The organism is Neobacillus camarae (assembly GCF_054950115.1).
On record NZ_JBUCKX010000002.1, the window covers coordinates 396,992 to 420,999 of the forward strand.

Below are 24,008 nucleotides of genomic sequence, written 5' to 3' on the forward strand. Positions count from 1 at the left end.
ACCAATCTCTACTTTCATCCATTCAGGAACATCAGCCATAAATAAACACCAAATCCTAGACCGAGGCAGCTAAAGACAAAATCCCAGGTGGCATTGCCCCAATTGGAGGCAAAGTCTGCGATATCCGCTTCGTGGGGATTTTCCTTTTTGTACCGTACATTGACCGATTGTCCGGTTAACAAATAACTTTCCATTCTGTCTGTTCCTTCAAATGTAACAATTTCATGGGGATTTTCCGATGGACTAAACTTCACAACAGGTACATCTCTTGTTTCAATGCCCCATCCATTATCCGTCATAACTTCAAATTGGACTTTTTTTAGATCGACAATTTTTCCTTTCACGATGTTGCATTGATTGAGCCAAGTTTTTCGTTTTCTTATATTACGCAGTCCAACAATAAAAAAGACAACGCCGCCAATCAATAAAGCAAGTATAAAACTAATGAAAAGAGTATCAACCATACCCATCAAATATGCACCTCTTTTCCACTTACAACGAGCCAAATTATGTTATATCTCTATTTTATCATGTGGGTTCTACTTTCTTTGTAAAAATTCCGTAAATAGCAGGGGGGCAACGGTTCCCTTTGGTGCTTTTTGGAAGTGCCGATAGGAGGGCTCTTTTTACAACCTAACTTTGCAAACTTACGGCTCTTTTTTTCGTACTTACAACCTCTTTTCAGACACATACGACCTAAATTTCAGACCTTACGACATATTTTTGGAGTTTTATGGAAAACTCGTAAGAAGATCACCTTTTTTTAAAAAAAAAGGCCCTCGACAGCAGCACACTGTCAAGGGCAAAGAGAAATATAGAAAAGGGGGGTAATGAAAAAGAAGCTTTTCATATTGTATATAGTAGAGTATGAAACTTAACTTTTTATTAATTCCGTAGGATATATAAGCGACTGTTCTGGCATTTTTTCTGAGTGTAGAGTCGTTAATAAATGGCTATTAACGACGATACTGGTGCTTATTCTGAGTGTACCGTCGCTAACAAGGGCTATTAACGACCGTACTGGTGATTTCTTCGAGCGAACGGTCGCTAATAAAGGCGATTAACGACCGATCCGGTCATTTTTCCAGGCGTACGGTAGTTTATCGCTAGTACATCTTCCCAGCGGTCTATTAACGTAGAAAAAGCAACAATCCTTTAGAAAAGAGCCTTGAAAAAAAAGGCCCTCGAATGCGGTCGCTATTCAAGGGCAAAATATACTTGGGGGTCAAGAAGAAAATCTTCCGTGTTGTAATAATAACAGGACAACCTTAACTTTTCCTTAATTTTTCCAAGTAATGCAAAATTTGTTTTCTGCTTGTTAAAGTAATAATCTCTTTTTCCGAACCCGACACCTGGAAAGACTGAAACCGTTCTTTCATTTTTCTCTTTCTAGGTTCGTATGTCGTGTATATAAACTTAATAAACTCCCAGTCTATTTTTTCTTTGCAGCCTTCGCCCATATCAGGCCGTGTTCTGCCAATATTCAGGAGCAATCTTTTAAAAACCCGATACAGACAAACAGGGAGAGGAAGTTCCAGATAAATAATCGTATCGGCATGTTCAGTGCGAATGTCAAACGTACTCGTGTAATTCCCTTCCATAATCCATTGAGGCTGATGGACAATATTAAGCTGGGACTTTGAAAATTCCTCCAAAGGGGACTCCACCCAGCCTGGCTTCCAATAGAGAGCATCTAAATGATGAACAGGTATGTTCAGGGCCTTTCCCAACTTTTGCGCAAAGGTGGACTTGCCCACACCGGCTGAAACACCGACCACCATGATTCTTTTCATCCCATGTCACCTTCTTTCTACGGTCCCGCGTAAATCTAACATAAACCCCTACCATAATTTCTACATAAGCATCCTAATTCCTTGTTTCACACTAAGCTTTTGTGCCATAACGCTAAAAAAGAGGCTAAAATGCTCAAGTGAAGCATTTTAGCCCTCTTTCATTTGTCTAGATCCACTTGGCAAACCAGGCTACATAATAGGCAGCAGGGATAAACAGAAGTTGAGCGACAATGGTACCTAAAAATTTGGAACTAATCATCGTTAACGAGTAACTTTTTAAATAGATATAATCTGTTTGTTTTTTCATGACCCGATCGGCCAATACAGAGGCTTTAGGGTCAATGAACAAGGTCAATAAAATAGTGGCAATCCCATTGATAATCCCGGAGGACATGAGTGCCGCTTGCGAATATTTCGGAACTAGCATGGACGCGTAAATGGAAGACAGGACGCCAATCGTAAATACAGCCGAGATAATCACATTAATCACAAAGAGCCGTTTGGGAATAGTTTTTAAAGTAATCCCCTTCAGGTAGGTCAACCTTGGCAGTCTAAAACACCTAACAATTTTTTTAATGCCATTTGGATTGAATTGCTGAGTAAAAAGCCCAATAACGGAGCCTCTTTGTTCGGAAAGCTGGATAATGGCTCTTGAAAAAATATTGATAAACGTCGGAAACAGAAGGATGCCCAGCAAAACCCCAATAGAAGTCACGCCAATTAAAATCCGATATTGTTCTTCTATAAAGTGCATTTTGTGCAAATCGGGTGCTTCCGCAATCAGTTTTGCTGTGAGAGGCTGCTGGATCATGGTAGAAAACCTTGAAACAATCACCAGGGTACTAAACAATGATAAGGCCGTGGCAATCAATTTGACGCGGGCTCCGGAAATCCTAGTGGAATAAGCTAATGTTTCAATCATGGTAATGATTAATATAAAAAGGGAAATGAGAACGACTTTACCTGTAATGAGTTCCATAGAAAGCTCCTTAAAACGAATAATATCCTATTATAAACGAATTTATATGGCAATGGTATGAACGAAATAAGACAATTACTCTTTTTAACCATGGGGATGGTTCTGGAGGGTACGTGTGCTCAGCACGGAGCGGCAAAAAAATAGCCCTCGCTCTTCGAGGGCCAAAAAATATATAAAGGGGGATGGTTGAAAAAGGTGAGCCTCTTTCATGTGGATATCGTAACGGATGAAACTTAACTTTTTATTAATTTTATATAAATCTCTATATAAGAAGGAATCATTTAAACCTCTGAATAATTGTTGCATTTTCGGAAGTATACTAAAAGAACTAGGCCTAAGGAGGTAGGAAAATTGATTCAAACAAATCCTATAAGCAGTTCGGAAGTTGGAACACTTTGGCTTACATACATAGAAAAAACCATGATTATGAGGATCTTGGAATACTTTATAGAAAAATCGGATGACCCACAGGCCAGAAATATATTAGGTGGCTTGTGGCAAGAATTGAATTTTTATATCAATCAAATGGAGCAAATTTTTAAAGAACAAAAAATGGCCAAACCAATTGGCCTCACACAGCAAGATGTGAACTTAACGGCCCCTAAGCTATATGACAATGGGTTTGATATTATGTTTTTGCGGGTGTTAAAAGAAGTCAGCATGGGCCTATACACCATTAATATGAATATGGCCTATAACGATAAAGTTATGCAGATTTATGAGGGGTTAACGACGGTTACCCAAAAAATTTACAAGCTGGCAACCCTCTATTTGCTGGAGAAGGGAATTCTGACGCTTCCGCCTAAAGTGACTATGCCCATCACAACGGAGTATATTAAAAGCAAAAAGTACATGGGGAAATTTAATCCATTTGCTGAAAAAAGGGCTTTGAATGATATTGAGCTGGGCATTCTTCACCATGGAATTGAGACCAATAATGTGGGACTGCAATTGATTACCGGTTTCGCACAAGGTGCCCAGCACAAAGAGGTGAAACGGTATTTTGTAAAGGGGATGGAACTGTGTAAAAAACAAATAAAAACGTTTCAGCAAATACTATTGGATAATGATGTTCAATTTTCTGCTACATCCGGAAGTACCGTCACTACTTCGACCGTCCCTCCATTTTCCGATAAGCTCATGCTGCTATGTATCCTCTTTCTTGATGGCTTTAGTATCGTGGGAAATAGTTTTGGAACTTTTTTTAGTTTGAGAAATGATATCATTATGAAAACGACTTTGCTTGCTAAAGATATTTTCTTTTACGGACAAGAAGGAATTGAATTAACCATCAAACATGGCTGGTTTGAAGAACCGCCACAAATGGAAGACCGGGCACAAATCATAAAAGGGGATTGAGGCCGTGGGGGGACAGTTTTTTGAACTTATCATTTGAAAGGACTTAAACCGTTCATCCACTTTTCTTTTCTAGGTAGTAGGTAGTTTATATAATCTTAATAAATCCCAGTCTATTTTCTCCTTGTAACCTACATCCACAGTCACTATGGACAACTGACTAGTATAAAATAGGTCAGGAGGTGTAGGAAATGGATGATGGATATAGTGGTTATTACCGCCAACAGCCCAGCATTCCACCGAATTTACATCAAATTTTGGAGAGATGGACAGGGGAACCAAAAGAAACCGTGTATTTGTTAATCCGCAAATATGGGTTGCCAAATGATGCAAGCATGACGAAAGTGACTTGGTATAATAACGGTCCTTGGAAGCGGACGATTGTTAATCAGCATACAGTCGTTCATAACAATCCGACACCACATCTTGATTATTTAGAACAAACCATTGATTATAAAGTCCCTGTTAAATTCTTTGATGACTTAGCACGGTTTGACGGCAGTTTATATCCAGACCGTACGGCTGGTGAGGCTACGGCTAAATGTGACAAAGAAGCGGCGAATTTTATGGCATTAAACTTAATGCACGACATGGTGACGGGCAAGCGTACCGTAGAAGATGCCCGTCAGGCAGCTACAGAAATTGAAAAAGCTTTTCGATTAAAAGGTCAATATTCCCCATACACCACAGGATTTCTATTCCCAAAACAATCGCATACTGCTGACCCCGATATCGCTGTTTTTTAAAGCAATAAAGAAATGGCAGGTTAGTTTCATAGGTTAAAGTATATAGTTATCGAACTAACCTGCTCCGCTAAAAGAAAGCTATTTCCTAAAACGACCACATTGTGAACTCCGATTTCAAGAAATACGCGACTGTTGGATCGTGTACCCCTTATTTGTTAAGAACTATCTTCTTTACAATTACAATTTTGATTTACTTTATAACATTTGCACCTAAATAATCTTAAAAAGAACTTAGTAATTCTATCGATTAACGGGACTTTTATGGTAGTGGATTGGCATTCGTTTGCAAAGTCATACGGAATGGCCTGCCGATAAGGGTAGCAGCCCGGCGGAAGAGCCGCTGCACGATCTTCTGTGAATTCTCTGTCTACTGGGTTACCAGCCGCATCGACTTGAGTCTTAAAGTATGCTACTAAAGAACAGCCAATCGCATGTCCAAGCTTTAGGCCTTCATAAATATCAATAGGAAAATGGACACCTGCATATAACCGAGAAATACAGCAATCATAAGCTAATTCCTCTAATCTGTCTTTGTGTGTGGGAAAAAAGTAGCCTAATACTTCAACCATCACACCCGTAGAAACAGAATGCCCTGAAAAATAGGAAGGATGCCTGGGAGTACATAAATAGGTTGGTAAATTGTGGTCCTGCTGATCGGGCCTGGCAACATCTTTTCGAAATTTATAGTCCCAACAAACGATAGTTGCATCTGCAATAGCTGAAAAGAGCAAGGACTGGATGCGTCCCGCTTCTGGAGTGGATAAGGAAATAGGGGGTACCTTTGTCATAAAAATGGTGTAGGTATCGATGAGACTGCCGGCAATGGGACCAATTTGTTTCGTAACTTGTCCAGAGCCCCAATAGTCTGCAAGGATTTGCTGCTCAGGAGTTAAGTTTGCCAAGATTTGCTGTGTTTCTTTTAATTGACTAGCCCAATCGATTTTATTAGGGTCTATAGGCATCGGAATAGCATCTCCTAACGGGCCTGTATACCATCCATTGCCATCCCTTTGTAAAAAAATGAGTGGCCATGAGCCTGCAAGTGGTTCTTCTGGGTTATTAGGGGGACTGCTTTCTCCTGTATAAGGTAATTGGGACCAGCGTGGGTAATTAAAAACCAATAAATTTCACCTCCATATACCTTTATAAAACAAGAATATGAAAAAAATAGAAATTCGCTTGGACAAGTAACCAATAAAATATAGTAAACTTTCGAACAAAAAAAGGACCCTCGCTCATGGAGGGCCAAAAAAATATATTAAGGGGGGTTGGTTGAAAAAGTTATCCTCTTCCATGTTGATAGAATAAAGGATAAACCTTAACTTTTTATTAATTAAAACTTATATTTTTATAAACTCTTTTTTTAAGCTCTGATAAGTTGGCTGTTGATTTCCGCTCTAATCAACATTATCTTTTAACAAAGCCTTTTTTAGAAAACTTCTTAGTTACTATTCTTTATCCACCTGATTCGCTCTCCGATAGTCTTTGGGTGCATACCCAAACCGCTCCTGAAAAATCCGATTGAAAAAACCATGATTATGATAGCCCACCTCATTCATGATTTCTTCCAGGTTCTTATCCGTGTTCACTAGCAGAAAACTAGCTTGATTTAATTTTTGCTCTTGCAGGAGCTGCTTAAAGCTTTTGCCGGTATTCTTTTTGATCATGCGGCTCAAGTAATTGGGGTGGAACGCAAACTTTTCGGCTACCGTCTCCAAGGTACACGTCTGATGGTTTTCCTCAATATGCTGCAAAATCTCTAAAATATAGGTTTTTTTCGATTGGCTGGACTTTGTACCTTGGTCAGTTTTGTAATAGCGGAGCAGTTCGGAAAAAATAATGATCATATAGGCCTGGATAATATCTTTTGCCGAGAAGCTGGGATCATAGTATTCACACAGCAGGTTTTCTACTAAATAAGCTAGTTTATCACTCTCTTGACAGTGGAAGAGAATAAATCGATTGTGCTCACGGTCCTGCGACATCGCTTCACGGATAAAGTCGGAAATAATACTGTTACTCGATAATTGACTTAAGGTGGAAGCAGTAAAGTAACTTTTTTTCATCAAAAAATTAATCACGATATCCTTTTCCTCTGCGTCTTTGATCGTATGGGGGACATTGGTATCCATAATACAAACATCACCGCTACTTAAGGTGATTTCTCTGTCCCGCACGACTGCTGTACAAGACCCAGAGTAAACGTAATTCATTTCAATGTAATCATGGATATGGGTGGGGATTTCGGAATATCTAGAGTGCTTAACAATGGCAAGGTTAGGATTGAAGGAATACGGACGATCATTCTCCTTTTTCTGTTCCAAAAATTTAAACACAAGCACATCTTGGTTACCCTGTTTGGCAGAGTCAAATTGTTTGTAAAAAGCTCTTTGTAGTTCAGGATGATTTTTATGTTTGATTTCACTTTCAGTCATCGTAAACAAAAGCTTAGTTAACTCACTTTTTAACATGATTGCACCTCAAGTAAGGTTAAGTTTGGTACAGTTTTTGGTCATCATTCGTAATGTCATTATAGTGCAAAAGCGTTTACAATACAAAGTATAAGCGACTTCAACCATACTATGGCCTAGTATTTTACACGAAGTTTAATTTTGGCAAGGTTAAGTAACGACAAGTGAGGAGTGAGAACGATGGATTTTACAACCTTAGCAAAACAGGTTGTTTCGGAAATAGGCGGGAAAGACAATGTCAAAAGTGTCACGCATTGCATGACTCGTCTGCGTTTTGTTTTAAAAGATGAAAGAATCGCAAATACAAACAAGATTAAACAAATACCAGGTGTGTTGGGAACAGCGATTTCGGGCGGTCAATATCAAGTAATCATTGGCCCGAATGTGGGAAAGGCCTATGAAAAAGTGACCGATGTACTGGGTATCCAAGGAGAGGGCGAAGTTCCGGATGATGCCTCCGAAACGGAAGGCAAGGTAGGCTTATTTAATCGGTTCTTCAAGCTGATTTCAGGAATCATTTTCCCAGTCATGGGGGTTATGGCAGCTGTCGGTATTGTCAAAGGGCTCTTGGCTGTATTAACGACTTTCCACCTTCTCTCCGCAGAAAGCGGAACCTATCAAATTCTGTACGCATTTGCTGATGGCTTCTTTTATTTTATGCCGATTATACTCGGTATCTCAGCAGCCAATAAATTTAAATCGAACCCCTATATCGCGGCGACTATCGGGGCAGCACTGGTTTATCCCAATATTGTGACCGTCTATAGTAAGGGAGCAGATCTTTCCTTTTTAAAAATTCCAGTGGTCATGGCAAGCTACGCAAACTCCGTATTCCCGATCATTGCTGCAGTTGCCTTTGCCGCTTGGTTAGAAAAGAAAGTTCAAGACAAAGTACCAGCATCATTGAAATTGTTTGGAGCACCGTTCGTTGTATTAGTGATTACCGTTCCGCTGACCTTTTTAGTCATCGGACCGATTATGACGTATCTCAGCAGCGTTTTAGCAGCGGGTACACAAGCCATTTACTCGTTTAGTCCAGTGGTGACAGGTGTTATTCTTGGGGCGTTCTGGCAGTTGGTTGTTATCTTTGGATTGCATTATGCCTTTATTCCGATTCTCATCAACAATATCACGACAATGGGTGCCGACCCGATTAATGCCATTTTGAACGTAACCGTTTTTGCTTTAGCCGGTTCTGCGATTGGCTTCGGTTTGCGCCAGAAGGATAAGGAAAAACGTTCATTAGGTTTCTCCACAGGAGTGACTGGACTAATGGGAATTACCGAACCCATTATCTATGGGATTGCGCTTCCTTACAAAAAACCATTTATCGCTGCTTTTATCGGCGGTGGTTTAGCCGGTGGAATTACCGCATCCATGGGAGCCAAAATGTTTGGCTTTGGAGGAAACGCTGTATTTGCCGCACCAATGTTTATCAATCCAAAAGGTATTGATTCGAGCTTTACGGCTTATATCATTGCTTCCATTGTGGCGTTTGCCGTCTCTCTGGTGATTACGTTCCTAACAAGCAAGCAAAAAAAAACAGCCACGGAGAGTATGAATTTAAAAAAAGTAGGGTAGGCAATCATGATGGAAAAAATCACAAAGTTATTAAGTCAGCAGGAAGATAATTATATATTTCCGTTCCTTTGGATGCATGGTGAATCAGAGGAAGTCATTAAAGAGTATGTCAAAGCAATCTATGAAAGCGGCATAAGGGCTCTATGCGTAGAGCCCCGGCCCCACCCGGACTTTGTTGGGGAAAGATGGTGGAAGGACTTAAGGGTGGTCCTGGAAGCCGCCAAAGAAAAGGATATGAAGGTTTGGCTGTTTGATGATGCCCATTTCCCAACCGGTTTCGCCAACGGAGCCATTGTCAAACATTATCCTGAGTTAAGGAAAAAGTTTTTAAAAATTAATCAGGTGGATTTTCATGGCCCGCAAAAAGATGCAGGGATTATTGTGAAATGGCATGCGGGCGGGGACAGACGGACGATTATGTCAGTAGGAACCGATCCGGCCCAGATTCAAAAAGCTTTAGCCCAATCCGGAGAGACCATTATCGGCGTTGTGGCCGCAAAGGTCAGGGATTATGAAACCGTTGATACGGATACCTTAGTCGATATCACGGAGTATTTGGAAAATGGCGTTGTTTACTGGGATATCCCTGAAGGAAATTGGCGTGTGTTTACAATGGTCGAAACGTTTAATGGCGGGGAAGCCTCGACAGAAGGATACCTAAATCCCATTGATCCGGCGGCTACGCAGGTTTTAATTGATACGGTATACCAACCGCATTTTGACCAGTTTTCCGAGTGCTTCGGAACAACCATCGCTGGGTTTTTTACCGATGAGCCTAGGTTTGGAAATGTAAAAGGGCCGGATGCCGCGATTGGCAAGATGGAGATGGTGCTTCCTTGGCGATCTGATTTACTTTCTTTAATCGAGGAGAGAGTGGGGGAACAAGGGAAAACCCTATTGCCGTTGCTCATGACCAACGGTACAGACAAACAGGGTCTGATCCGTTATGTGTATATGGACATTGTATCGCAGCTGTATTCCGAGAACTTCTCCGGAAAACTAGCGGAGTGGTGTGGGCAGCATGGGGTCGAATATGTTGGCCACTTAATTGAAGACAATAATGCTCACGCAAGATTAGGATATGGGGCAGGCCATTTTCATCGGGCGATTGACGGACAATCCATGTCTGGGATTGATGTGGTGCTGCATCAGCTTTTGCCTGGACTGGATGAGGGGTATTTTAAAACCTTTACCTCAACCGGCTGGGACGGGGAATTCTTCCATTATGGTTTAGCTAAGTTGGGCTCTTCCTTTGGCCATTTGGATGAAAAGAAGAAAGGCCGGACGATGTGTGAAATCTATGGTGCGTTCGGATGGTCGGAAGGCTTGAATCTGATGAAATGGATGACCGACCATATGCTGGTCAGAGGGGTCAATCATTTTGTCCCCCATGCTTTTGATATGGCTCCGTATCCGAATACCGATTGCCCGCCGCATTTTTACGCGCATGGGAATAATCCGCAGCATCGGTACCTGCATCATTTGATGAACTATACGAACCGTGTTTCAGAACTGTTGAGCGACGGTGTTCATGTGGCTTCATCCTTGATTCTATATCATGCCGAGGCGGAATGGTCAGGAGAGGCGATGCTGTTCCAAAAACCAGCAAAAGAATTGACCCGCAATCAAATTGATTTTGATATTGTGCCGATTGAGATGTTGGATCAAGCACTGGTCAAGGAAGGCAAGATTTATTTGAATCAGGAAGTGTTTGAAAATCTGATTATTCCTTATGCGGAGCGGCTGCCAAAAGTATTTTTTAAGAGGGCAGAGGAACTGGCCGCACAAGGGGCGGACATCCTCTTTGTGGATGGATATCCAATGGGCGACAGTGAAAATGGTACGATTGAAGCTTCTATCACGGCATTTGGAGAAAGCAACCATGTGCAAGTTGTCGCCTTGAATGATTTGGCGAAGCACTTGCGTTCGGCAGGAGCTTATGAAATCTCACTTGAACAGGAATCTCCTTCCTTGCGTTATTACCAATATCGACATGGTGGGGATGAAGTCTATATGTTCTTCAATGAATCGCCGGATGTGGAGATTGATAACACTGTGACGATGAAACAAGCAGGATGGATTAATCAATATGAAGCAATGGAGAACACGTTATATCGTATGGGTGATGAAAAACAGAATACGATTTCGTTGAAGTTAGCCCCGCAAGAAGCAACGATTTATATAGTTACTTCGGATAAAATCGATGCCGAGGAAAAGCCGGTTTTAGAAAAAGTGGAAGAGAAGGAAGTGGCGGGAGTCTGGAATGTTTCTTTAGCTGCGGCACAAGAATATCCGGTTTTCTCGAACCATTTTACTTTAGAAAAATTGCAGAATATCGCAAAGCCCAAACTGTATCCTGATTTTTCCGGGACGATTCAATATGAAATTGGCTTTGACCTGGATGAGGCAGCCTCTCACCACTATGTACTAGATTTAGGTGACGTTTACGAGGTAGCAGAAGTATTTATCAATGGGGAGTCCGTTGGAACCAAGATGGCGAAGCCTTACCGTTTTGATGTGAGCCGCTTTGTGAATGAAGGGGAAAATGTGCTTAAGGTAGAAGTAACGAATACATTAGGGACCCAGCAACAGGATTTCTTATCTCAATTTAGAGCTTTACAGCCGAGTGGCTTGCTTGGGCAAGTGAAGATTGAAAAGTTTAAGAGTTTATAGGGATATGGTATCAGGGTAAACCCTGATACCATATTTTTTTATTCTCTATTCCTGCCGACACCAAAACGAGCTTGTCTACATATTTTATTATCTATGAAGTCAATGCTTAATAGAAAGGCAGGAAAGTCTATGGGAGTAAGAAAACCAAAGAAAAAGTGGAAGAACAAAGTTTTCGATTATATTGTGATTGGGGCGGGTACGGCAGGTGGGGTGATCGCCAAAAAATTAACGGATGACCCGCACACATCCGTATTGGTGCTGGAGACTGGGGTCAATAGCACGGCCCATCAGAGCAGTCCCTACATTTTTGATGCGGTCGCATCGGCCAGTGATAATAAGTTTGCCTTTAACTATCAATCAAGCTTAGAGCCTTCGCTTCAACGGCAGCTGGCTACGGTGAATGGACGGGTCATTGGGGGAGGTTCAGAAGTAAATTATATGCTGGCCGTCCGCGGGAGCAAAGAGCTTTATGACCAATGGCGCGACCTGACCGGCGAACATCGCTGGGGCTATAGAGAGATCCGTCAGTTGTTTATGGAAGATGAAACGTATACAGGACAAACCCAAAGTCCCAGCCAAAGAGGGAGAAGCGGACCTGTCTTTATTAGGCAGCAGCATACTCCACAGGGTGGTGGACTTCCTGAATTGCTGGCAGAAGCCACGCAAACCGTATTAGGGATTCCGAAGGTGGTGGACTATAATACTGGAGTTCGGGACTGTACTTTTTCAAAAGGCCAATTAATCCAAAGGGAAGAGGCGGATGGGACGATGACCCGCTCGTCAACCGCGACAGGATATTTAAACGATAGCATCGTCACTCAGGGAGATAAGTTGGATGCCGATGAATGGGGAGTCGGACGAAGAAAGCTAGTCCTTTTCGCTAATACCACGGTGAACAAGGTGATTTTTAAGAAAAAGAAAGGCCACTTGATTGCTGCCGGAGTGGAATATGTCAAAGAAGGTGTTTCCTACAAAAGATTCGCCCGTAAAGGTGTCATTGTATCCGCGGGATTTCACTCAGCTGTGATCCTTCAACGCTCGGGGATTGGCCATCCAATGGATTTGATGAATGCTGGAATTAAACCGCTGGTCGAAAATCCGAATGTCGGATACCAACTGCAAACCCATGCCTATGCCGGATTGGGGGTAGAAGTAGACACATCTCAGTTACTCCCCTTAGTGGAAGCCGATCCTAATCAGCCGCTTCTCTACGGTGCTTTTGTGGCGGAACACCGGAATAGCCAGGAGGGACGCCGTCTGCAAATTTCAGGAGCGCCCGCCCCGCTATTTCTTCCTAATCCTGTTGTGATTGAAAGAGGTTGGGAGTTGGATGTAACGAGAGCAACCAATATTGTCAGCTTTGGCCTGATTGACCTTAATCCAACCAGCAAGGGGACCATCATGGCCGCCCATAATGACCCTGCAGCCCTTCCTTCGTTTTCCTTCAATCCATTGCAGCCAACTACCAACGATTTAGATTTTTTAGTCGATCAATATATCAATATGTACAAGATCATTGTAGAAGCTAGGAAACAGAATAGCGGCATTCATAGAGTGGTCTTTCCTGATGAAGGAATTTTCATGATGCCGGATGAAGAAAGAAGAAGAGAGCTCCGGCAATTTGTCCGATCCTCTTATTCGAATTTCTTCCATTACGGGGGCCAATGCAAAATGGCGGATAGCGAGGAGAACGGCGTGGTGAATGGGCAGCTGGATGTGTTTGGCACTATGAATCTGAAAGTGGCAGACCTATCTATTGCACCGATCCTGCCAGATGGCAACACCTCTGTAGCGGCCCGAATGATTGGATTAAATGCTGTGCGTTTTATTCAAGACAATCCTCATCCTTATGTGCTGGATGATAATGATTTTGAGGATTTATAAAAAAAGGGACCCTCGTTCTTCGAGGGTCCAAACATATATAAAGGGGGAGATGGTTGAAAAAGTTAGCCTCTTCCATGTGAATATAGTAACGGATGAACCTTAACTTTTTATTAACTTGGCCAAGGGTTTCAATCAAACGTTTGATTAAAAACAGGGGGATATTTAATCAAACGTTTGATTGAATCGTTCAAAGTGGTAGACATTTAAGGATTTTTGCAAAAAAAAGGGCTCGCTGTTCAAAGGGAAAAGAGATTATGAAAAAGAAACTTTCATGTTGAAATGGCAGCGGATGAACCTTAACTTTTGGTTCTTTTCAGAGTACATTCCCCTCTGTATTTGTTCTTTAAAGTGAGCTGTTTTTATTTGAATTAGTTTATCAACCCAACTTATCGGTTTATCAACGCTTTTTCATGTTCTATCAACCAAAAGGAACTTCCTATCAACATATTGGGATCCTTTATCGACCGATTCCCCTCTTCTATCGACATTTACCATTTTCATATAAATGCCAGGCCGTGGCCTGGCTTACTCTTTGAATTTTGACTAGGAGTCATTAAATCAAACGATTAATTAAAAATAGGGGGATATTTAATCAAACGTTTGATTAAAAGGGTTCAGTGTTTTACAAAAAAATAGCCCTCGACGATTTCGAGGGCAAAAGTATATATAAGGGGGTCATGAAAAAGTAAAGCTTTCTCATGTTTCTATCTTAACTCATAAAAATGAACAAATTATTAAGGGCATATGAAAATTTGTATAGATAGACTGGAAAAGAGGTGTCATTCTGCCATTGCATGGAACAAGGCAATCTTTAATAGAAAGTCCACGGAGACGAATCTGATGTCTATTTAAGGCAACAAAAATAGGGCCCTCGCTCTTCGAGGGCCCAAAGTATATAAAAGGGGGGGATGAAAAAAGTCAGTTAGCCTCTTTCATGCTTGTATCTTAACTCATGAAGCTTAACAAATGATTAACTTTGAGCTTAATTTAAAGTTTACAAAAAAAAACCCTCGAAAGCAGCTCGCTATTCGAGGGGAAAAGAGAAATATAAAAAGGGAGATCATGAAAAAATAAACTTTCATGTTGAATATATAGTAGCGGATGAAGCTTAACTTTATATTAACTTTACCAAGGTGCTTTTTTAATCAAACGTTTGATTAAAAAAAGGGGGATATTTAATCAAACGTTTGATTGAAAGGTTCAAAATGGTGCGCATTTAAGGGGTTTTACGAAAAAAGGCCTCACTATTCGAAGGAAAAGAGAAATAAAATATAGGAGATCATGAAAAAATTTCCATGTTGAAATAGAAGCAGATGAACCTTAACCAGTGGTTCTTTTAAGAGATTATATTTCCTTGTATATGTCCTTTAGAGAGAACGTTCTTTATTTGAATTAGTTTATCAACCCAACTTACCTGTTTATCAACGCATTTCCCTGTTTTATCAACGCAAGGGGACCTCCTATCGACCTTCTGGGACCTTTCATCAACCGATTTCCCCCTTTTATCGACATTTGTCCTTTTCATATAAAATGCCAGGCCGTGGCCTGGCTGGCACTATGAATTTTGACTAGGAAACATTTAAACAAACGTTTAATTAAAAACAGGGGGAATTTTAATCAAACGTTTGATTGAAAGGTTCATAGCATGCAAATCTAAGGATCCTTACAAAAAAGCCCTCGAAAGCGGCTCGCTATTCAAGGGAAAAGAGAAAAATATTAGGAGATCATGAAAAAGAAACTTTCATGTTGATATTGTAGCGAACGGAACTTAACTTTTTATTAATTGTAGGCCACCCAAAAATAAGCCAATCTAAATTAATGAACAAATAGATAGGTTCGTTTATCTCATGGTGCAGAATTTTCTTGCATTGTGCCTCTGTTAAATAATCAATATTTCATGTAACAGAGCCTAAATTAAAAAAAAGAACAAAGGAACCTATTTTTTTGAAAGAGGGCCGTGTTGCTTTTGATCCGCATGGTTTAATAAACTACTCGACTTCAAATCCTGCTTACTTCCAAGCAGTAGTTCCTCCTTCAATAAAAGCAACATCTTCAAACCCCATCTGTTTTAAGAGATAGGCACCTAGTGCTGCCTGTCCGCCGGCTCCACAGGTGATGATAACAGGACGATTTCTATCCGATAACCTTTCATCACGCAGATGCTCCGGTACTAGCAAATCGGCTCTTATGGGGAGAATGCCTAACGAAATATTAACACTGCTTGGTATAAGCCCACATGCTCCCGCATCAGCTGCATCCTGAACAGGCACATGCTTTTGCATCCAGTTTTAGCTAAATCACCCTCACGTCAAGCATCATATGTAAAACAAGGCCCTCCAACCCACTGGCCTTCCTTACAAGCTTATTTAAAAGCATAACTCTAATAATTTTCCTCAAAATAATGAATTTATACTAGCAGCTATGCCAATGTTTGCGAACATTGGTTACACATGCCGGGTCAATTTAAAGGGTTCATGGGGCATTACTACTATAGTGCAACAAATGAAAAGAATCATGAGGAGTGACATATAGGTGGAATTACAATTAGCATTAGATTTAGTCAATATTCCTGAAGCCCTTGAGTTGATTAAAGAGGTGGAAGAGCATATTGATATTGTTGAAATCGGGACGCCTGTGGTCATTAATGAAGGCCTCCATGCAGTAAAAGCCGTAAAGGATGCATTCCCTGATTTAAAAGTATTAGCAGACCTAAAAATCATGGATGCTGCAGGATACGAAGTCATGAAAGCAGCTGAAGCAGGTGCCGATATCATTACCATCCTAGGAACCGCAGAAGACGAATCCATCAAGGGTGCTGTGGCAGAAGCCAAAAAACAAGGCAAAAAAATCCTTGTCGACATGATTGCGGTAAAGGATCTAGCAGGACGCGCAAAAGAAGTAGATGCTATGGGTGTCGATTATATTTGTGTTCATACTGGATATGATTTGCAGGCAGTAGGAAAAAATTCATTTGAAGATCTTCACACCATTAAAAGCGTCGTAAAAAAGGCTAAAACAGCCATCGCTGGCGGCATTAAATTAGAAACACTTCCTGAAGCAATCAAAGAACAACCAGAATTGATCATTGTAGGCGGCGGTATTACCGGACAAGAGGATAAAAAAGCAGTGGCGGCAAAGATGCACCAAATGATGAAAGCAGAAATGGATGTCCTTCACTAAAAGATGCAGACTACCCAATATTTAGAAGAAATTCTGAAAGAACTAAGCCGCTCGATTCCCATCATTAAGGATGAAGATGCTGAAAAACTGTTAAACGGCATTCTTGAATCTAAGAAAGTCTTTGTGGCTGGCGCAGGAAGATCCGGATTGATGGCAAGATCCTTTGCCATGAGAATGATGCATATGGGGATTGATTCTTATGTAATCGGAGAAACGGTAACCCCTAATTTTGAAAAAGAGGATTTATTGATTATCTGCTCGGGTTCAGGTGAAACCAAAAGCCTAGTCTCCATGGCTGAAAAAGCAAAATGCATTGGTGGAAAAATAGCAGCTGTAACCATAAATCCCAGTTCCAGCATTGGACAATTAGCTGATTTCACCACTCCGTTAACCGGGTCACCCAAAAATCAATCAGAGGGCGATTCTCAGACCATCCAACCAATGGGCTCACTGTTTGAGCAAACCCTTTTGCTTTTTTTTGACGCCGTCATACTACGGTTCATGGAGAAAAAGGGATTAGACACCAATAAGATGTATGGCAGGCATGCCAATCTTGAATAAAGAAAATAAAGACTGCAAAGAGTTTAAAAAACTTTGCAGCCTTTAGCTTATCAGTAATGGAAAGTGCCTAACTGACCTGTTTTAAAGAGTGACCGGTTTCTTCTAGATGATGCTTTAAATGATGTTGGATCAGCACCACCAAGATGAGAGAAACGATGATACATCCGAATAAGGTGATGGTAATGCCGTTCCAGCCGTATCGATCGTAAGAATGGCCGCTGACCGTCCCGATGACACTCGAACCAATATAATAAAACAACAAATAAAGTGATGACGCATAGGCCTTGGCACTCGGGATGGCGGAACTCGACACCCAGCCGCTGATCAGGCTATGCCAAGCAAAAAAGCTGCAAGAAATCACAAACAGGCCAACCAGCACGATTACTAGCTGTTGAGCCGCAGTTAATGCAATGCCGATAAAGGAAAAAACAAGGGCAAAAACCAGCAGTTGCATGCGGCTATAGCGGTCACTCAGTCGGCCAGTTGTCATGGACCCTATCGACCCCATCAGTTGAAAAACAAACACGAACCCGACTAGCGTTTGGCTCAAACCGAACCGGGACATTAGTGGAAATGAAATATAGTTAAAGATCGCCACATAAATGCCCAGTGCTAGAAAGCCAAGTCCGTAGAAATACCATAATTTTTTTTGCTTGCAGGCATTCAAAATACCGGTCAGCCAACTTTTAATGGAAAAAGGCTGAGGCGTAAAGTTTTTGGATGGAGCGACTAAAAAGATAAACACGATGGACAACAAAAGCGTCATGACGCCAAGCGTCCAAACCGCGATTTTCCAGTTGGTCAAATCCAGCATCGAGCTGGAGATAATCCGTCCGATAAAACCGCCGACACCGGTGCCTGTGATATAGACCGCCAAGACTTTTGGAAACTCTTTAGGCGGCAGTTCCTCTGCCAAGTAGGTAATCGCGATGGCAGGAAAACCGGCGACTGCCAGGCCCAGCAGAGCGCGAATGACCAATAAGGTTTCAAAGTTAGGAGTAAAACCCTCAAGAATATATAAAATCGACGAGCTGATCAAAGAAAAGGCCATAATGTTTTTGCGGCCCCACCGATTGGAAATGGCCGCCATTATCAGCATGCCAAACGCGAGCGTAAAGGTAGAGATGGATAAAACCAAACTCGCTTGTGAGGCCGAAAGCTGAAATTCATGAGTAAAAGACTGAATAAAGGTTTGGGGGCCATAAATATTGGCAAACGTGACAAGACTGCCAATCAGCATTCCCCACGTAATACGACTCTTCACAAAAATTCCTCCCCATTCCATGATAGTACTTGTGTCCAATAACGTCTAATAATCGATATTAATGATGGCCATAACGATTGGTTATGGCAAGAAACACAAAAAAATAGCCCTCGAACCATTTCGAGGGCAAAGGTTAATCTTTAATAATCATTCCCATGAGTGCGGCAAACTGAATGGCCTGATGGGAGGAGACCTTGCAGCCTTTTAAGCTTTCCATTGTAACAGTAAGCGTATCAAAAACAGAAGAACTAATATCGATTCCTTTTAAAGAGGTTTGATCAAAATTCGCTCCATCAAGGTTACATTCTTGGAATTCCACTTTTTTAAGTTTACAGTCAAAAAAATCGGCACTATCTAATGAGGCTTTTTCAAAAACCACTTTTTCCAACTTAGAACTTCCGAATCCCGCCAAGTTTAATACCGAATTCTCAAAACGAACATTCCCTAAACTGGATTCAGCAAAATTTACACCGATTAGTTTGCTATTTTTAAATTCCACTCGATGGATAGAAGAATGGCTGAAATTCACATTGGCTAAATCGCAGTTTTCAAAACGAACATCTGTCAAATCAATATTGCTAAAATCGGTATTCGTGAATTTGCCATTTTTAATCACGACATTATAGAGCCGGACGCGATCGACCGATTCATTTTCAAAAGTAGAGTCGACGATTTCACACATTTCGAGTATCGGGTCTTCTTCATAAAAAATATCACGAAAATCCCTTGAAGCTAACTCTGCTGAAATTCTGGGAATATCTATTTTCATCTATTAAACCTTCTTTCGTTAGCTAACTAGTAAATAGAGTGTATCATACACCTGGTTGGTTTCAACAAATAAAAAAATGGCCCTCGCGATTCGAGGGCCTCCAGATATATATAAAAGGGGGTGGGGTGGTTATGAAAAAGGCTTGCTTGCTCTTTCATGTTTGTATCTTAACTCATAAATCTTAACAAATTATTAACTTCCAAAAAATTTTTTAAAAAATCCTAGAAAACCGGAACCTGGGCCATTTAAGAATCCTTTTAAGAGTCAAACGAGAATAAGGTGAAAAAGGTTTCTCCAGATACCATTGAAATCCATAAATGATGAAGGCATATGACATGGCCGCAATGAGATGATGGATTCGGGTAAACTTAACGTATCTGATAAATCCCACTTTTTCGAGGAAGTTTAAGATTGGAAAGGCATAAATGAAATTTTGAAGTAAATTGGTCAAAGCATATAACCAAAACTTCCGATAAGTTAAATGCAAAATCCAGATGGTTCCTACGGCAAAAGGACCTAAAATGACAGATAAGATGTTATAGATTCTCGTTTTTGTACTTCCTTTTACTTCCCAAGCTTTATAATGAGAACCAACAAAAACCGTAGTCATAACCAATAATGCTGCCAGTGTGGAAGCGGGCAGGTATCTTTTTACTGTTCGTTTAGGAATAAAATAAACTGTAAGCCAGGACAAAATGAATCCTATTCGAAGCAGAGGTGCAAGCATAAACTTTTTTCTCTCCTCTTTCCTTTTTTTATAGAATTTACTCTGACATAAAATTTATACGAAGTGGAAAATGTTGCCATTTGGTCGTTGCCAGCCAGGGTTACTCTCCTCATTTGCGAAGGACTGGAATCATTCCGGTGGACCTTTTCGCCCTTTGCAGCAAACCGTAGACCAGATAGGAAACCGTGAAAACGAGGAAGGCATCCATCAGATTCCAGAACACACTATGCGTCGCATCCCCTTCACCGAGATCGTTAAACCAGAGGTCGACCATGTCGATGAAAAAGACGTGAATCGTGTAGATCCCCAAAGACTTAGCTCCAATTTTTGAAACCGATAATCCCTTTCCCAACTGCGGATGGTTAAGGGTAAAAATAAACAGAAACACGGTCAGGAAAATCGTCGAGACAAAGTATTCGCCATGCTTTGCCGACAACACCTTCTCGAGCCAATACCCTTCCACGCCCTGCAACACCGCAAACAAACAAAACCAAAGGAAGTAGGCTCTGTTGCTATAGCTCCGCGCCTTTTGATATGAGGCAAACCAGAAACCCATGGTCGTATATAATAGGCCAATATATAAGGCGTCGCGGGTACTATCCACTGGGAGCTCATAAAAATAAGAATACGACTGACCGAACAGCCCGACCAGATTCATAATCAAACTAAGTACGAGCAGCAGTCCTATTTTCTTCAGACGGAAAAATAGATAAAGAATCGCAATGCTCCACACAAGGGCAATCACGAACCACAGCTGGTAACCGCTTGTTCCTTCCCCGTAATAGACCAGGTTGCGGAACGTCAAGTTCTCACGATACTTGGACAGCTCATTGCGCATGTTCCCGCCGTTCTCCAAATACATACGCACCAGATCATAAGCAAAATAAAAAAGCAGCCAGCAGACATATATTTTCAAGATTTTAAAGATATATCGTTTAAAATAAGCCCAAGAGTTTGGGTTATCCTTCACTTTAATGGCGAACAAGTACCCCGAGGCCACAAAAAAGTAAGGCACGGCAAACCGGGTAAAGTTATCGATAAAAAAGAATCCAAGCTCGTGGTCGGCGGGAAACGTATGGATCAGCACAACCGCCACGATGGCAAAAAATTTGATAAAATCAATCGCATAATTCCTCTGCATGGCAACGGCCTCAATTCCTGACATCATCTCACAACTAGTCGTTCTATTATTACCCATAAGACAGGCATTATGAGTGCGAGACGAGGGGCTTTGTTTTTAATTAAAAAGTATCGTTTATGTATCCTTTTTGCCAAGTTTCGGCCGCTTCCCATTTGTGTGTATCTAAAAAGCCAGGCAGCTGCCTGGCAGGGTCATTGATTTCCTTTTTTGATATTATTTTCGTTCTTTATAGAGGAGTTATTCATTTTGATTTGTTTTTTAAATAGAACTAATTTTATTTGAATTAGTTTATCAACCAGATTAATTTGTTTATCAACACTTTTCCCTGTTCTATCAACAATTTTGAACCTTTTATCAACCGAAACCGCCATCTTATCAACCAATTTCCCCAGTCTATCAACATTTCCATATTTTGGGATATTAAACCCCGCAAGTTTGATAAAATTGGTCCAAATGAAAGCACATTCTTAATCGGGTGAATGTGCCCAATCTGTTCGAGCAGACACACAAATTGCAACCAAAAAGCCAGGCAGCGGCCTGGCAAGGTAATTGGTTTTCATTCTGTATAGTGGAATTACCCGTTTTAAATTGTTCTTTTAAGCGAGCTATTTTTATTTGGATTAGTTTATCAACCAAATTAATTTGTTTATCAACGCATTTCTTTGTTCTATCGACCGGTTGGTACCTTTTATCAACCGAAACCGCCACCGTATCAACCAATTTCCCCAGTCTATCGACATTACCACATTTTGGGATACCTATTAGAAAAGCAACCCCCATCAAATTTGCTAAAATTGGTCCAAATGAAAGAACATTCCTAATCGGTTGAGTGTGCCCAATCCGTTCGGGCAGACACACAAATTGCAACCAAAAAGCCAGGCAGCGGCCTGGCAAGGTAATTGGTTTTCGTTCTGTATAGAGGAATTACCCGTTTTAAATTGTTCTTTTAAGCGAGCTATTTTTATTTGGATTAGTTTATCAACCAAATTAATTTGTTTATCAACGCATTTCTTTGTTCTATCCACCGGTTGGTACCTTTTATCAACCGAAACCGCCACCTTATCAACCAATTTCCCCAGTCTATCGACATTACCATATTTTGGAATATCTATTAGAAAAGCAAGCCCCTTCAAGTTTGCTAAAATTGGTCCAAATGAAAGAACATTCTTAGTCGGGTGAGTCGTGCCCAATCCTTCCAGCAGACACACAAATTGCATCCGAAAACATGGCTAGGTAATTGGTTTTCGTTCTGTATAGAGGAGTTACGCGAGCTATTTTTTATTTGGATTAGTGTATCAACCAAATTAATTGGTTTATCAACGCATTTTCTTGTTTTATCAACCGAAACCGCTCTCGTAACAACCGATTTCCCCATCTTATCGGCAAATCCTATGTTCTGGAATTTTTATAAAAAAAGCAAACTACCGTCATCTGTTTCTATGCCAAATCCCCCATTTATGATTTTTGTTTTTCACCATATAAAATTCATAAATGGCTCCAGTAGGAAATAATCGATGATACCTTAACCTCACGAACCAAGAACGATCGGCCACATCTTTTCCGCATGCCCTCATAACCGTTTTGTAATGATTCCTTTCAAGCCCGGTAAGTCTTGTCATTGGTTTGATTATCTCCACTCTCCATTGAAGAAGACTAGAACCATAATCTTTAGAGAAAATCTTGCCCAGGGCACGGATAAGCTCCTCTTGATCCTGGTCAGTGGTCGTCATCAGCGTTTCCGTTTTTGGACAATCGGAGCCATTCAGTTTTGCCCCCCATGTGTCGGCTGGAAAAATAAAAAGCAAGAAGAGGAAGGGGAATAAGATTTTTCTCATGTTCTCACCTCAGATATAGTCTGCGGCTAAGAACGATGATTATGTCAACCTTTGAAAAAGAACAAAACAATGAGGCAAATGATTAATCCAATGACAAAAATAGGGCCTAATCCGGTACTATATACGACATACACTTTAATATGGGTAATGACATGAGCAATCACTAGGATCACTAAGATGGATAACAAAATAAGGATTATATTGACATTCTTATTCCTATACAAAAAGACAGCCCCCATCTTGGTAGGGAATTTTGTGGACATCCTTATTTATAGATATTTTCATTTACTTTCTATTATTCATGAAAATTCTTGTCCCGACGTCCTCGGAATAATTACTTCAACCTAGTCAAATACTAGCCGCAAACACGGTCGAGGTGATTTTTTTGAAAAAAATAATTCCCCTCCTGATGGGGATGTCCCTGATTTCCAGCCTATTTTCACTACCGATACACGCTGAAGTTCCAAGATTAACACCAGATTGCCTGGAGCAAAGGAAGGTTCGGGATGAACAATTTACCAATCAAGTGATGAAAGACGTGATCGCGACTTTCAATCTTGATATTAATGAACAGAGCTACAGCGAAATATCTTCGAGGGATTTGGATGCGGCCCATATGATTTATGGCGGCAAGGAGAAAGATGATATCTATAATTCGTTAAAAAAACATTTCTTTGTGGCAACACGGGGAAATCCTAAATTGTTTGTCAGACCGCAGGAGGCTTATGTCTTATACAAGGAACACGATAACACCAATGTGATGGTCCATTTAAAACTCAAAGATAAAAAATGGTCAGTAACCGACCGGAAAAAGAAACAGGGTAACCAAATACAATATGAAATCCTTCCATGCGAGAAGGAATATCTCAAAAAGAAAAAAGAATTTTACTCGAAATGAAAATAGCAGCCATGTTTGGCTGCTATCTGATTCTCCTATTATTTTCTTGGCATTCTTGATAGTTTAATGAAAACACCCAAACCAGCAAAGAAAAATCCTAAACAAAACAAACTACCTGGACTGCCCCAAACGATATCTCCCATAAAACAA

20 protein-coding genes and 1 pseudogene are annotated in these 24,008 nt (G+C 40.8%); 8 read left to right on the plus strand and 13 right to left on the minus strand.

Annotation, left to right across the window (positions count from 1 at the left end):
- Window positions 1-14: 14 nt before the first annotated feature.
- From ACY8D0_RS09645 to ACY8D0_RS09655, 3 genes are all read right to left on the minus strand, one after another.
- Window positions 15-470 (minus strand): DUF3592 domain-containing protein, encoded by a 456-nt coding sequence (locus ACY8D0_RS09645; protein ID WP_462410299.1) that lies wholly within the window; start codon window positions 468-470, stop codon window positions 15-17.
- Between the two features lie 798 nt (window positions 471-1,268).
- Window positions 1,269-1,793, minus strand: a complete 525-nt coding sequence (locus tag ACY8D0_RS09650; protein WP_462410300.1) for a P-loop NTPase family protein — start codon at window positions 1,791-1,793, stop codon at window positions 1,269-1,271.
- Window positions 1,794-1,959: 166 nt separating this feature from the next.
- Complete coding sequence (locus tag ACY8D0_RS09655; protein WP_462410301.1) at window positions 1,960-2,772, minus strand: lipid II flippase Amj family protein; 813 nt, start codon at window positions 2,770-2,772, stop codon at window positions 1,960-1,962.
- 351 nt (window positions 2,773-3,123) lie between these two features.
- Here ACY8D0_RS09655 and ACY8D0_RS09660 point away from each other — a divergent pair, with 351 nt between their 5' ends.
- Window positions 3,124-4,131: a DUF3231 family protein gene (locus ACY8D0_RS09660; protein ID WP_462410302.1), complete on the plus strand. Its 1,008-nt coding sequence runs from the start codon at window positions 3,124-3,126 to the stop codon at window positions 4,129-4,131.
- Between the two features lie 188 nt (window positions 4,132-4,319).
- A complete protein-coding gene (locus ACY8D0_RS09665; protein WP_462410303.1) occupies window positions 4,320-4,874 on the plus strand; it encodes a hypothetical protein in 555 nt (184 codons plus the stop codon).
- A gap of 155 nt (window positions 4,875-5,029) precedes the next feature.
- Here the strand turns inward: ACY8D0_RS09665 and ACY8D0_RS09670 are convergent, their stop codons facing one another.
- Both ACY8D0_RS09670 and ACY8D0_RS09675 read right to left on the minus strand, forming a co-directional pair.
- Window positions 5,030-5,995 carry a phosphatase PAP2 family protein gene (locus tag ACY8D0_RS09670; protein ID WP_462410304.1) on the minus strand — a complete coding sequence of 322 codons (966 nt, stop codon included), beginning with the start codon at window positions 5,993-5,995 and terminating at the stop codon, window positions 5,030-5,032.
- A gap of 327 nt (window positions 5,996-6,322) precedes the next feature.
- Window positions 6,323-7,345 (minus strand): AraC family transcriptional regulator, encoded by a 1,023-nt coding sequence (locus ACY8D0_RS09675; protein ID WP_462410305.1) that lies wholly within the window; start codon window positions 7,343-7,345, stop codon window positions 6,323-6,325.
- A 180-nt stretch (window positions 7,346-7,525) separates the two neighbouring features.
- Here ACY8D0_RS09675 and ACY8D0_RS09680 point away from each other — a divergent pair, with 180 nt between their 5' ends.
- The 3 genes from ACY8D0_RS09680 (at window position 7,526) to ACY8D0_RS09690 (ending at window position 13,483) form a co-directional block, all read left to right on the plus strand.
- Complete coding sequence (locus tag ACY8D0_RS09680; RefSeq protein ID WP_462410306.1) at window positions 7,526-8,926, plus strand: PTS transporter subunit EIIC; 1,401 nt, start codon at window positions 7,526-7,528, stop codon at window positions 8,924-8,926.
- 6 nt (window positions 8,927-8,932) lie between these two features.
- Entirely contained in the window at window positions 8,933-11,599 is a 2,667-nt protein-coding gene (locus ACY8D0_RS09685; RefSeq protein WP_462410307.1) for a glycosylhydrolase-like jelly roll fold domain-containing protein, read from the plus strand.
- Window positions 11,600-11,728: 129 nt separating this feature from the next.
- The gene (locus ACY8D0_RS09690) at window positions 11,729-13,483 is read left to right on the plus strand and encodes a GMC family oxidoreductase (RefSeq protein ID WP_462410308.1); all 1,755 of its coding nucleotides are present in this window, start codon (window positions 11,729-11,731) and stop codon (window positions 13,481-13,483) included.
- A 2,009-nt stretch (window positions 13,484-15,492) separates the two neighbouring features.
- Here the strand turns inward: ACY8D0_RS09690 and ACY8D0_RS09695 are convergent.
- A pseudogene (locus tag ACY8D0_RS09695) lies at window positions 15,493-15,753 on the minus strand (rhodanese-like domain-containing protein); the annotation flags it as partial.
- Between the two features lie 262 nt (window positions 15,754-16,015).
- On the opposite strand from ACY8D0_RS09695, the gene hxlA reads away from it, so the two are divergent.
- Window positions 16,016-16,663, plus strand: coding sequence for a 3-hexulose-6-phosphate synthase (gene hxlA, locus ACY8D0_RS09700; protein ID WP_462410309.1), 648 nt, complete (start codon window positions 16,016-16,018; stop codon window positions 16,661-16,663).
- Between the two features lie 3 nt (window positions 16,664-16,666).
- Complete coding sequence (hxlB, locus tag ACY8D0_RS09705) at window positions 16,667-17,224, plus strand: 6-phospho-3-hexuloisomerase (protein ID WP_462410310.1); 558 nt, start codon at window positions 16,667-16,669, stop codon at window positions 17,222-17,224.
- A gap of 67 nt (window positions 17,225-17,291) precedes the next feature.
- Here hxlB and ACY8D0_RS09710 read toward each other — a convergent pair whose 3' ends face one another.
- From ACY8D0_RS09710 to ACY8D0_RS09740, 7 genes are all read right to left on the minus strand, one after another.
- The gene (locus tag ACY8D0_RS09710; protein WP_462410311.1) at window positions 17,292-18,488 is read right to left on the minus strand and encodes an MFS transporter; all 1,197 of its coding nucleotides are present in this window, start codon (window positions 18,486-18,488) and stop codon (window positions 17,292-17,294) included.
- A 133-nt stretch (window positions 18,489-18,621) separates the two neighbouring features.
- The gene (locus tag ACY8D0_RS09715; protein ID WP_462410312.1) at window positions 18,622-19,257 is read right to left on the minus strand and encodes a pentapeptide repeat-containing protein; all 636 of its coding nucleotides are present in this window, start codon (window positions 19,255-19,257) and stop codon (window positions 18,622-18,624) included.
- Between the two features lie 211 nt (window positions 19,258-19,468).
- The gene (locus ACY8D0_RS09720; RefSeq protein ID WP_462410313.1) at window positions 19,469-19,984 is read right to left on the minus strand and encodes a hypothetical protein; all 516 of its coding nucleotides are present in this window, start codon (window positions 19,982-19,984) and stop codon (window positions 19,469-19,471) included.
- 109 nt (window positions 19,985-20,093) lie between these two features.
- Complete coding sequence (locus tag ACY8D0_RS09725; RefSeq protein WP_462410314.1) at window positions 20,094-21,125, minus strand: acyltransferase; 1,032 nt, start codon at window positions 21,123-21,125, stop codon at window positions 20,094-20,096.
- Window positions 21,126-21,913: 788 nt separating this feature from the next.
- The gene (locus tag ACY8D0_RS09730) at window positions 21,914-22,333 is read right to left on the minus strand and encodes a hypothetical protein (protein WP_462410315.1); all 420 of its coding nucleotides are present in this window, start codon (window positions 22,331-22,333) and stop codon (window positions 21,914-21,916) included.
- A gap of 219 nt (window positions 22,334-22,552) precedes the next feature.
- On the minus strand, window positions 22,553-22,960 hold the full coding sequence (locus ACY8D0_RS09735) for a hypothetical protein (protein ID WP_462410316.1): 408 nt from the start codon (window positions 22,958-22,960) through the stop codon (window positions 22,553-22,555).
- Between the two features lie 44 nt (window positions 22,961-23,004).
- Window positions 23,005-23,184, minus strand: coding sequence for a hypothetical protein (locus ACY8D0_RS09740; protein ID WP_462410317.1), 180 nt, complete (start codon window positions 23,182-23,184; stop codon window positions 23,005-23,007).
- 161 nt (window positions 23,185-23,345) lie between these two features.
- Between ACY8D0_RS09740 and ACY8D0_RS09745 the strand changes: the two genes are divergently transcribed.
- Complete coding sequence (locus ACY8D0_RS09745) at window positions 23,346-23,858, plus strand: hypothetical protein (protein WP_462410318.1); 513 nt, start codon at window positions 23,346-23,348, stop codon at window positions 23,856-23,858.
- Window positions 23,859-24,008 lie beyond the last annotated feature (150 nt).

What these genes read in the sequence shown, in the direction of transcription:
- ACY8D0_RS09645 (WP_462410299.1), bottom strand. Translation starts at nt 470, where the DNA reads ATGGGTATGGTTGATACTCTTTTCATTAGTTTTATACTTGCTTTATTG.
- ACY8D0_RS09650 (WP_462410300.1), bottom strand. Translation starts at nt 1,793, where the DNA reads ATGAAAAGAATCATGGTGGTCGGTGTTTCAGCCGGTGTGGGCAAGTCC.
- ACY8D0_RS09655 (WP_462410301.1), bottom strand. Translation starts at nt 2,772, where the DNA reads ATGGAACTCATTACAGGTAAAGTCGTTCTCATTTCCCTTTTTATATTA.
- ACY8D0_RS09665 (WP_462410303.1), top strand. Translation starts at nt 4,320, where the DNA reads ATGGATGATGGATATAGTGGTTATTACCGCCAACAGCCCAGCATTCCA.
- ACY8D0_RS09675 (WP_462410305.1), bottom strand. Translation starts at nt 7,345, where the DNA reads ATGTTAAAAAGTGAGTTAACTAAGCTTTTGTTTACGATGACTGAAAGT.
- ACY8D0_RS09680 (WP_462410306.1), top strand. Translation starts at nt 7,526, where the DNA reads ATGGATTTTACAACCTTAGCAAAACAGGTTGTTTCGGAAATAGGCGGG.
- ACY8D0_RS09685 (WP_462410307.1), top strand. Translation starts at nt 8,933, where the DNA reads ATGATGGAAAAAATCACAAAGTTATTAAGTCAGCAGGAAGATAATTAT.
- ACY8D0_RS09690 (WP_462410308.1), top strand. Translation starts at nt 11,729, where the DNA reads ATGGGAGTAAGAAAACCAAAGAAAAAGTGGAAGAACAAAGTTTTCGAT.
- hxlB (WP_462410310.1), top strand. Translation starts at nt 16,667, where the DNA reads ATGCAGACTACCCAATATTTAGAAGAAATTCTGAAAGAACTAAGCCGC.
- ACY8D0_RS09715 (WP_462410312.1), bottom strand. Translation starts at nt 19,257, where the DNA reads ATGAAAATAGATATTCCCAGAATTTCAGCAGAGTTAGCTTCAAGGGAT.
- ACY8D0_RS09720 (WP_462410313.1), bottom strand. Translation starts at nt 19,984, where the DNA reads ATGCTTGCACCTCTGCTTCGAATAGGATTCATTTTGTCCTGGCTTACA.
- ACY8D0_RS09725 (WP_462410314.1), bottom strand. Translation starts at nt 21,125, where the DNA reads ATGCAGAGGAATTATGCGATTGATTTTATCAAATTTTTTGCCATCGTG.
- ACY8D0_RS09735 (WP_462410316.1), bottom strand. Translation starts at nt 22,960, where the DNA reads ATGAGAAAAATCTTATTCCCCTTCCTCTTCTTGCTTTTTATTTTTCCA.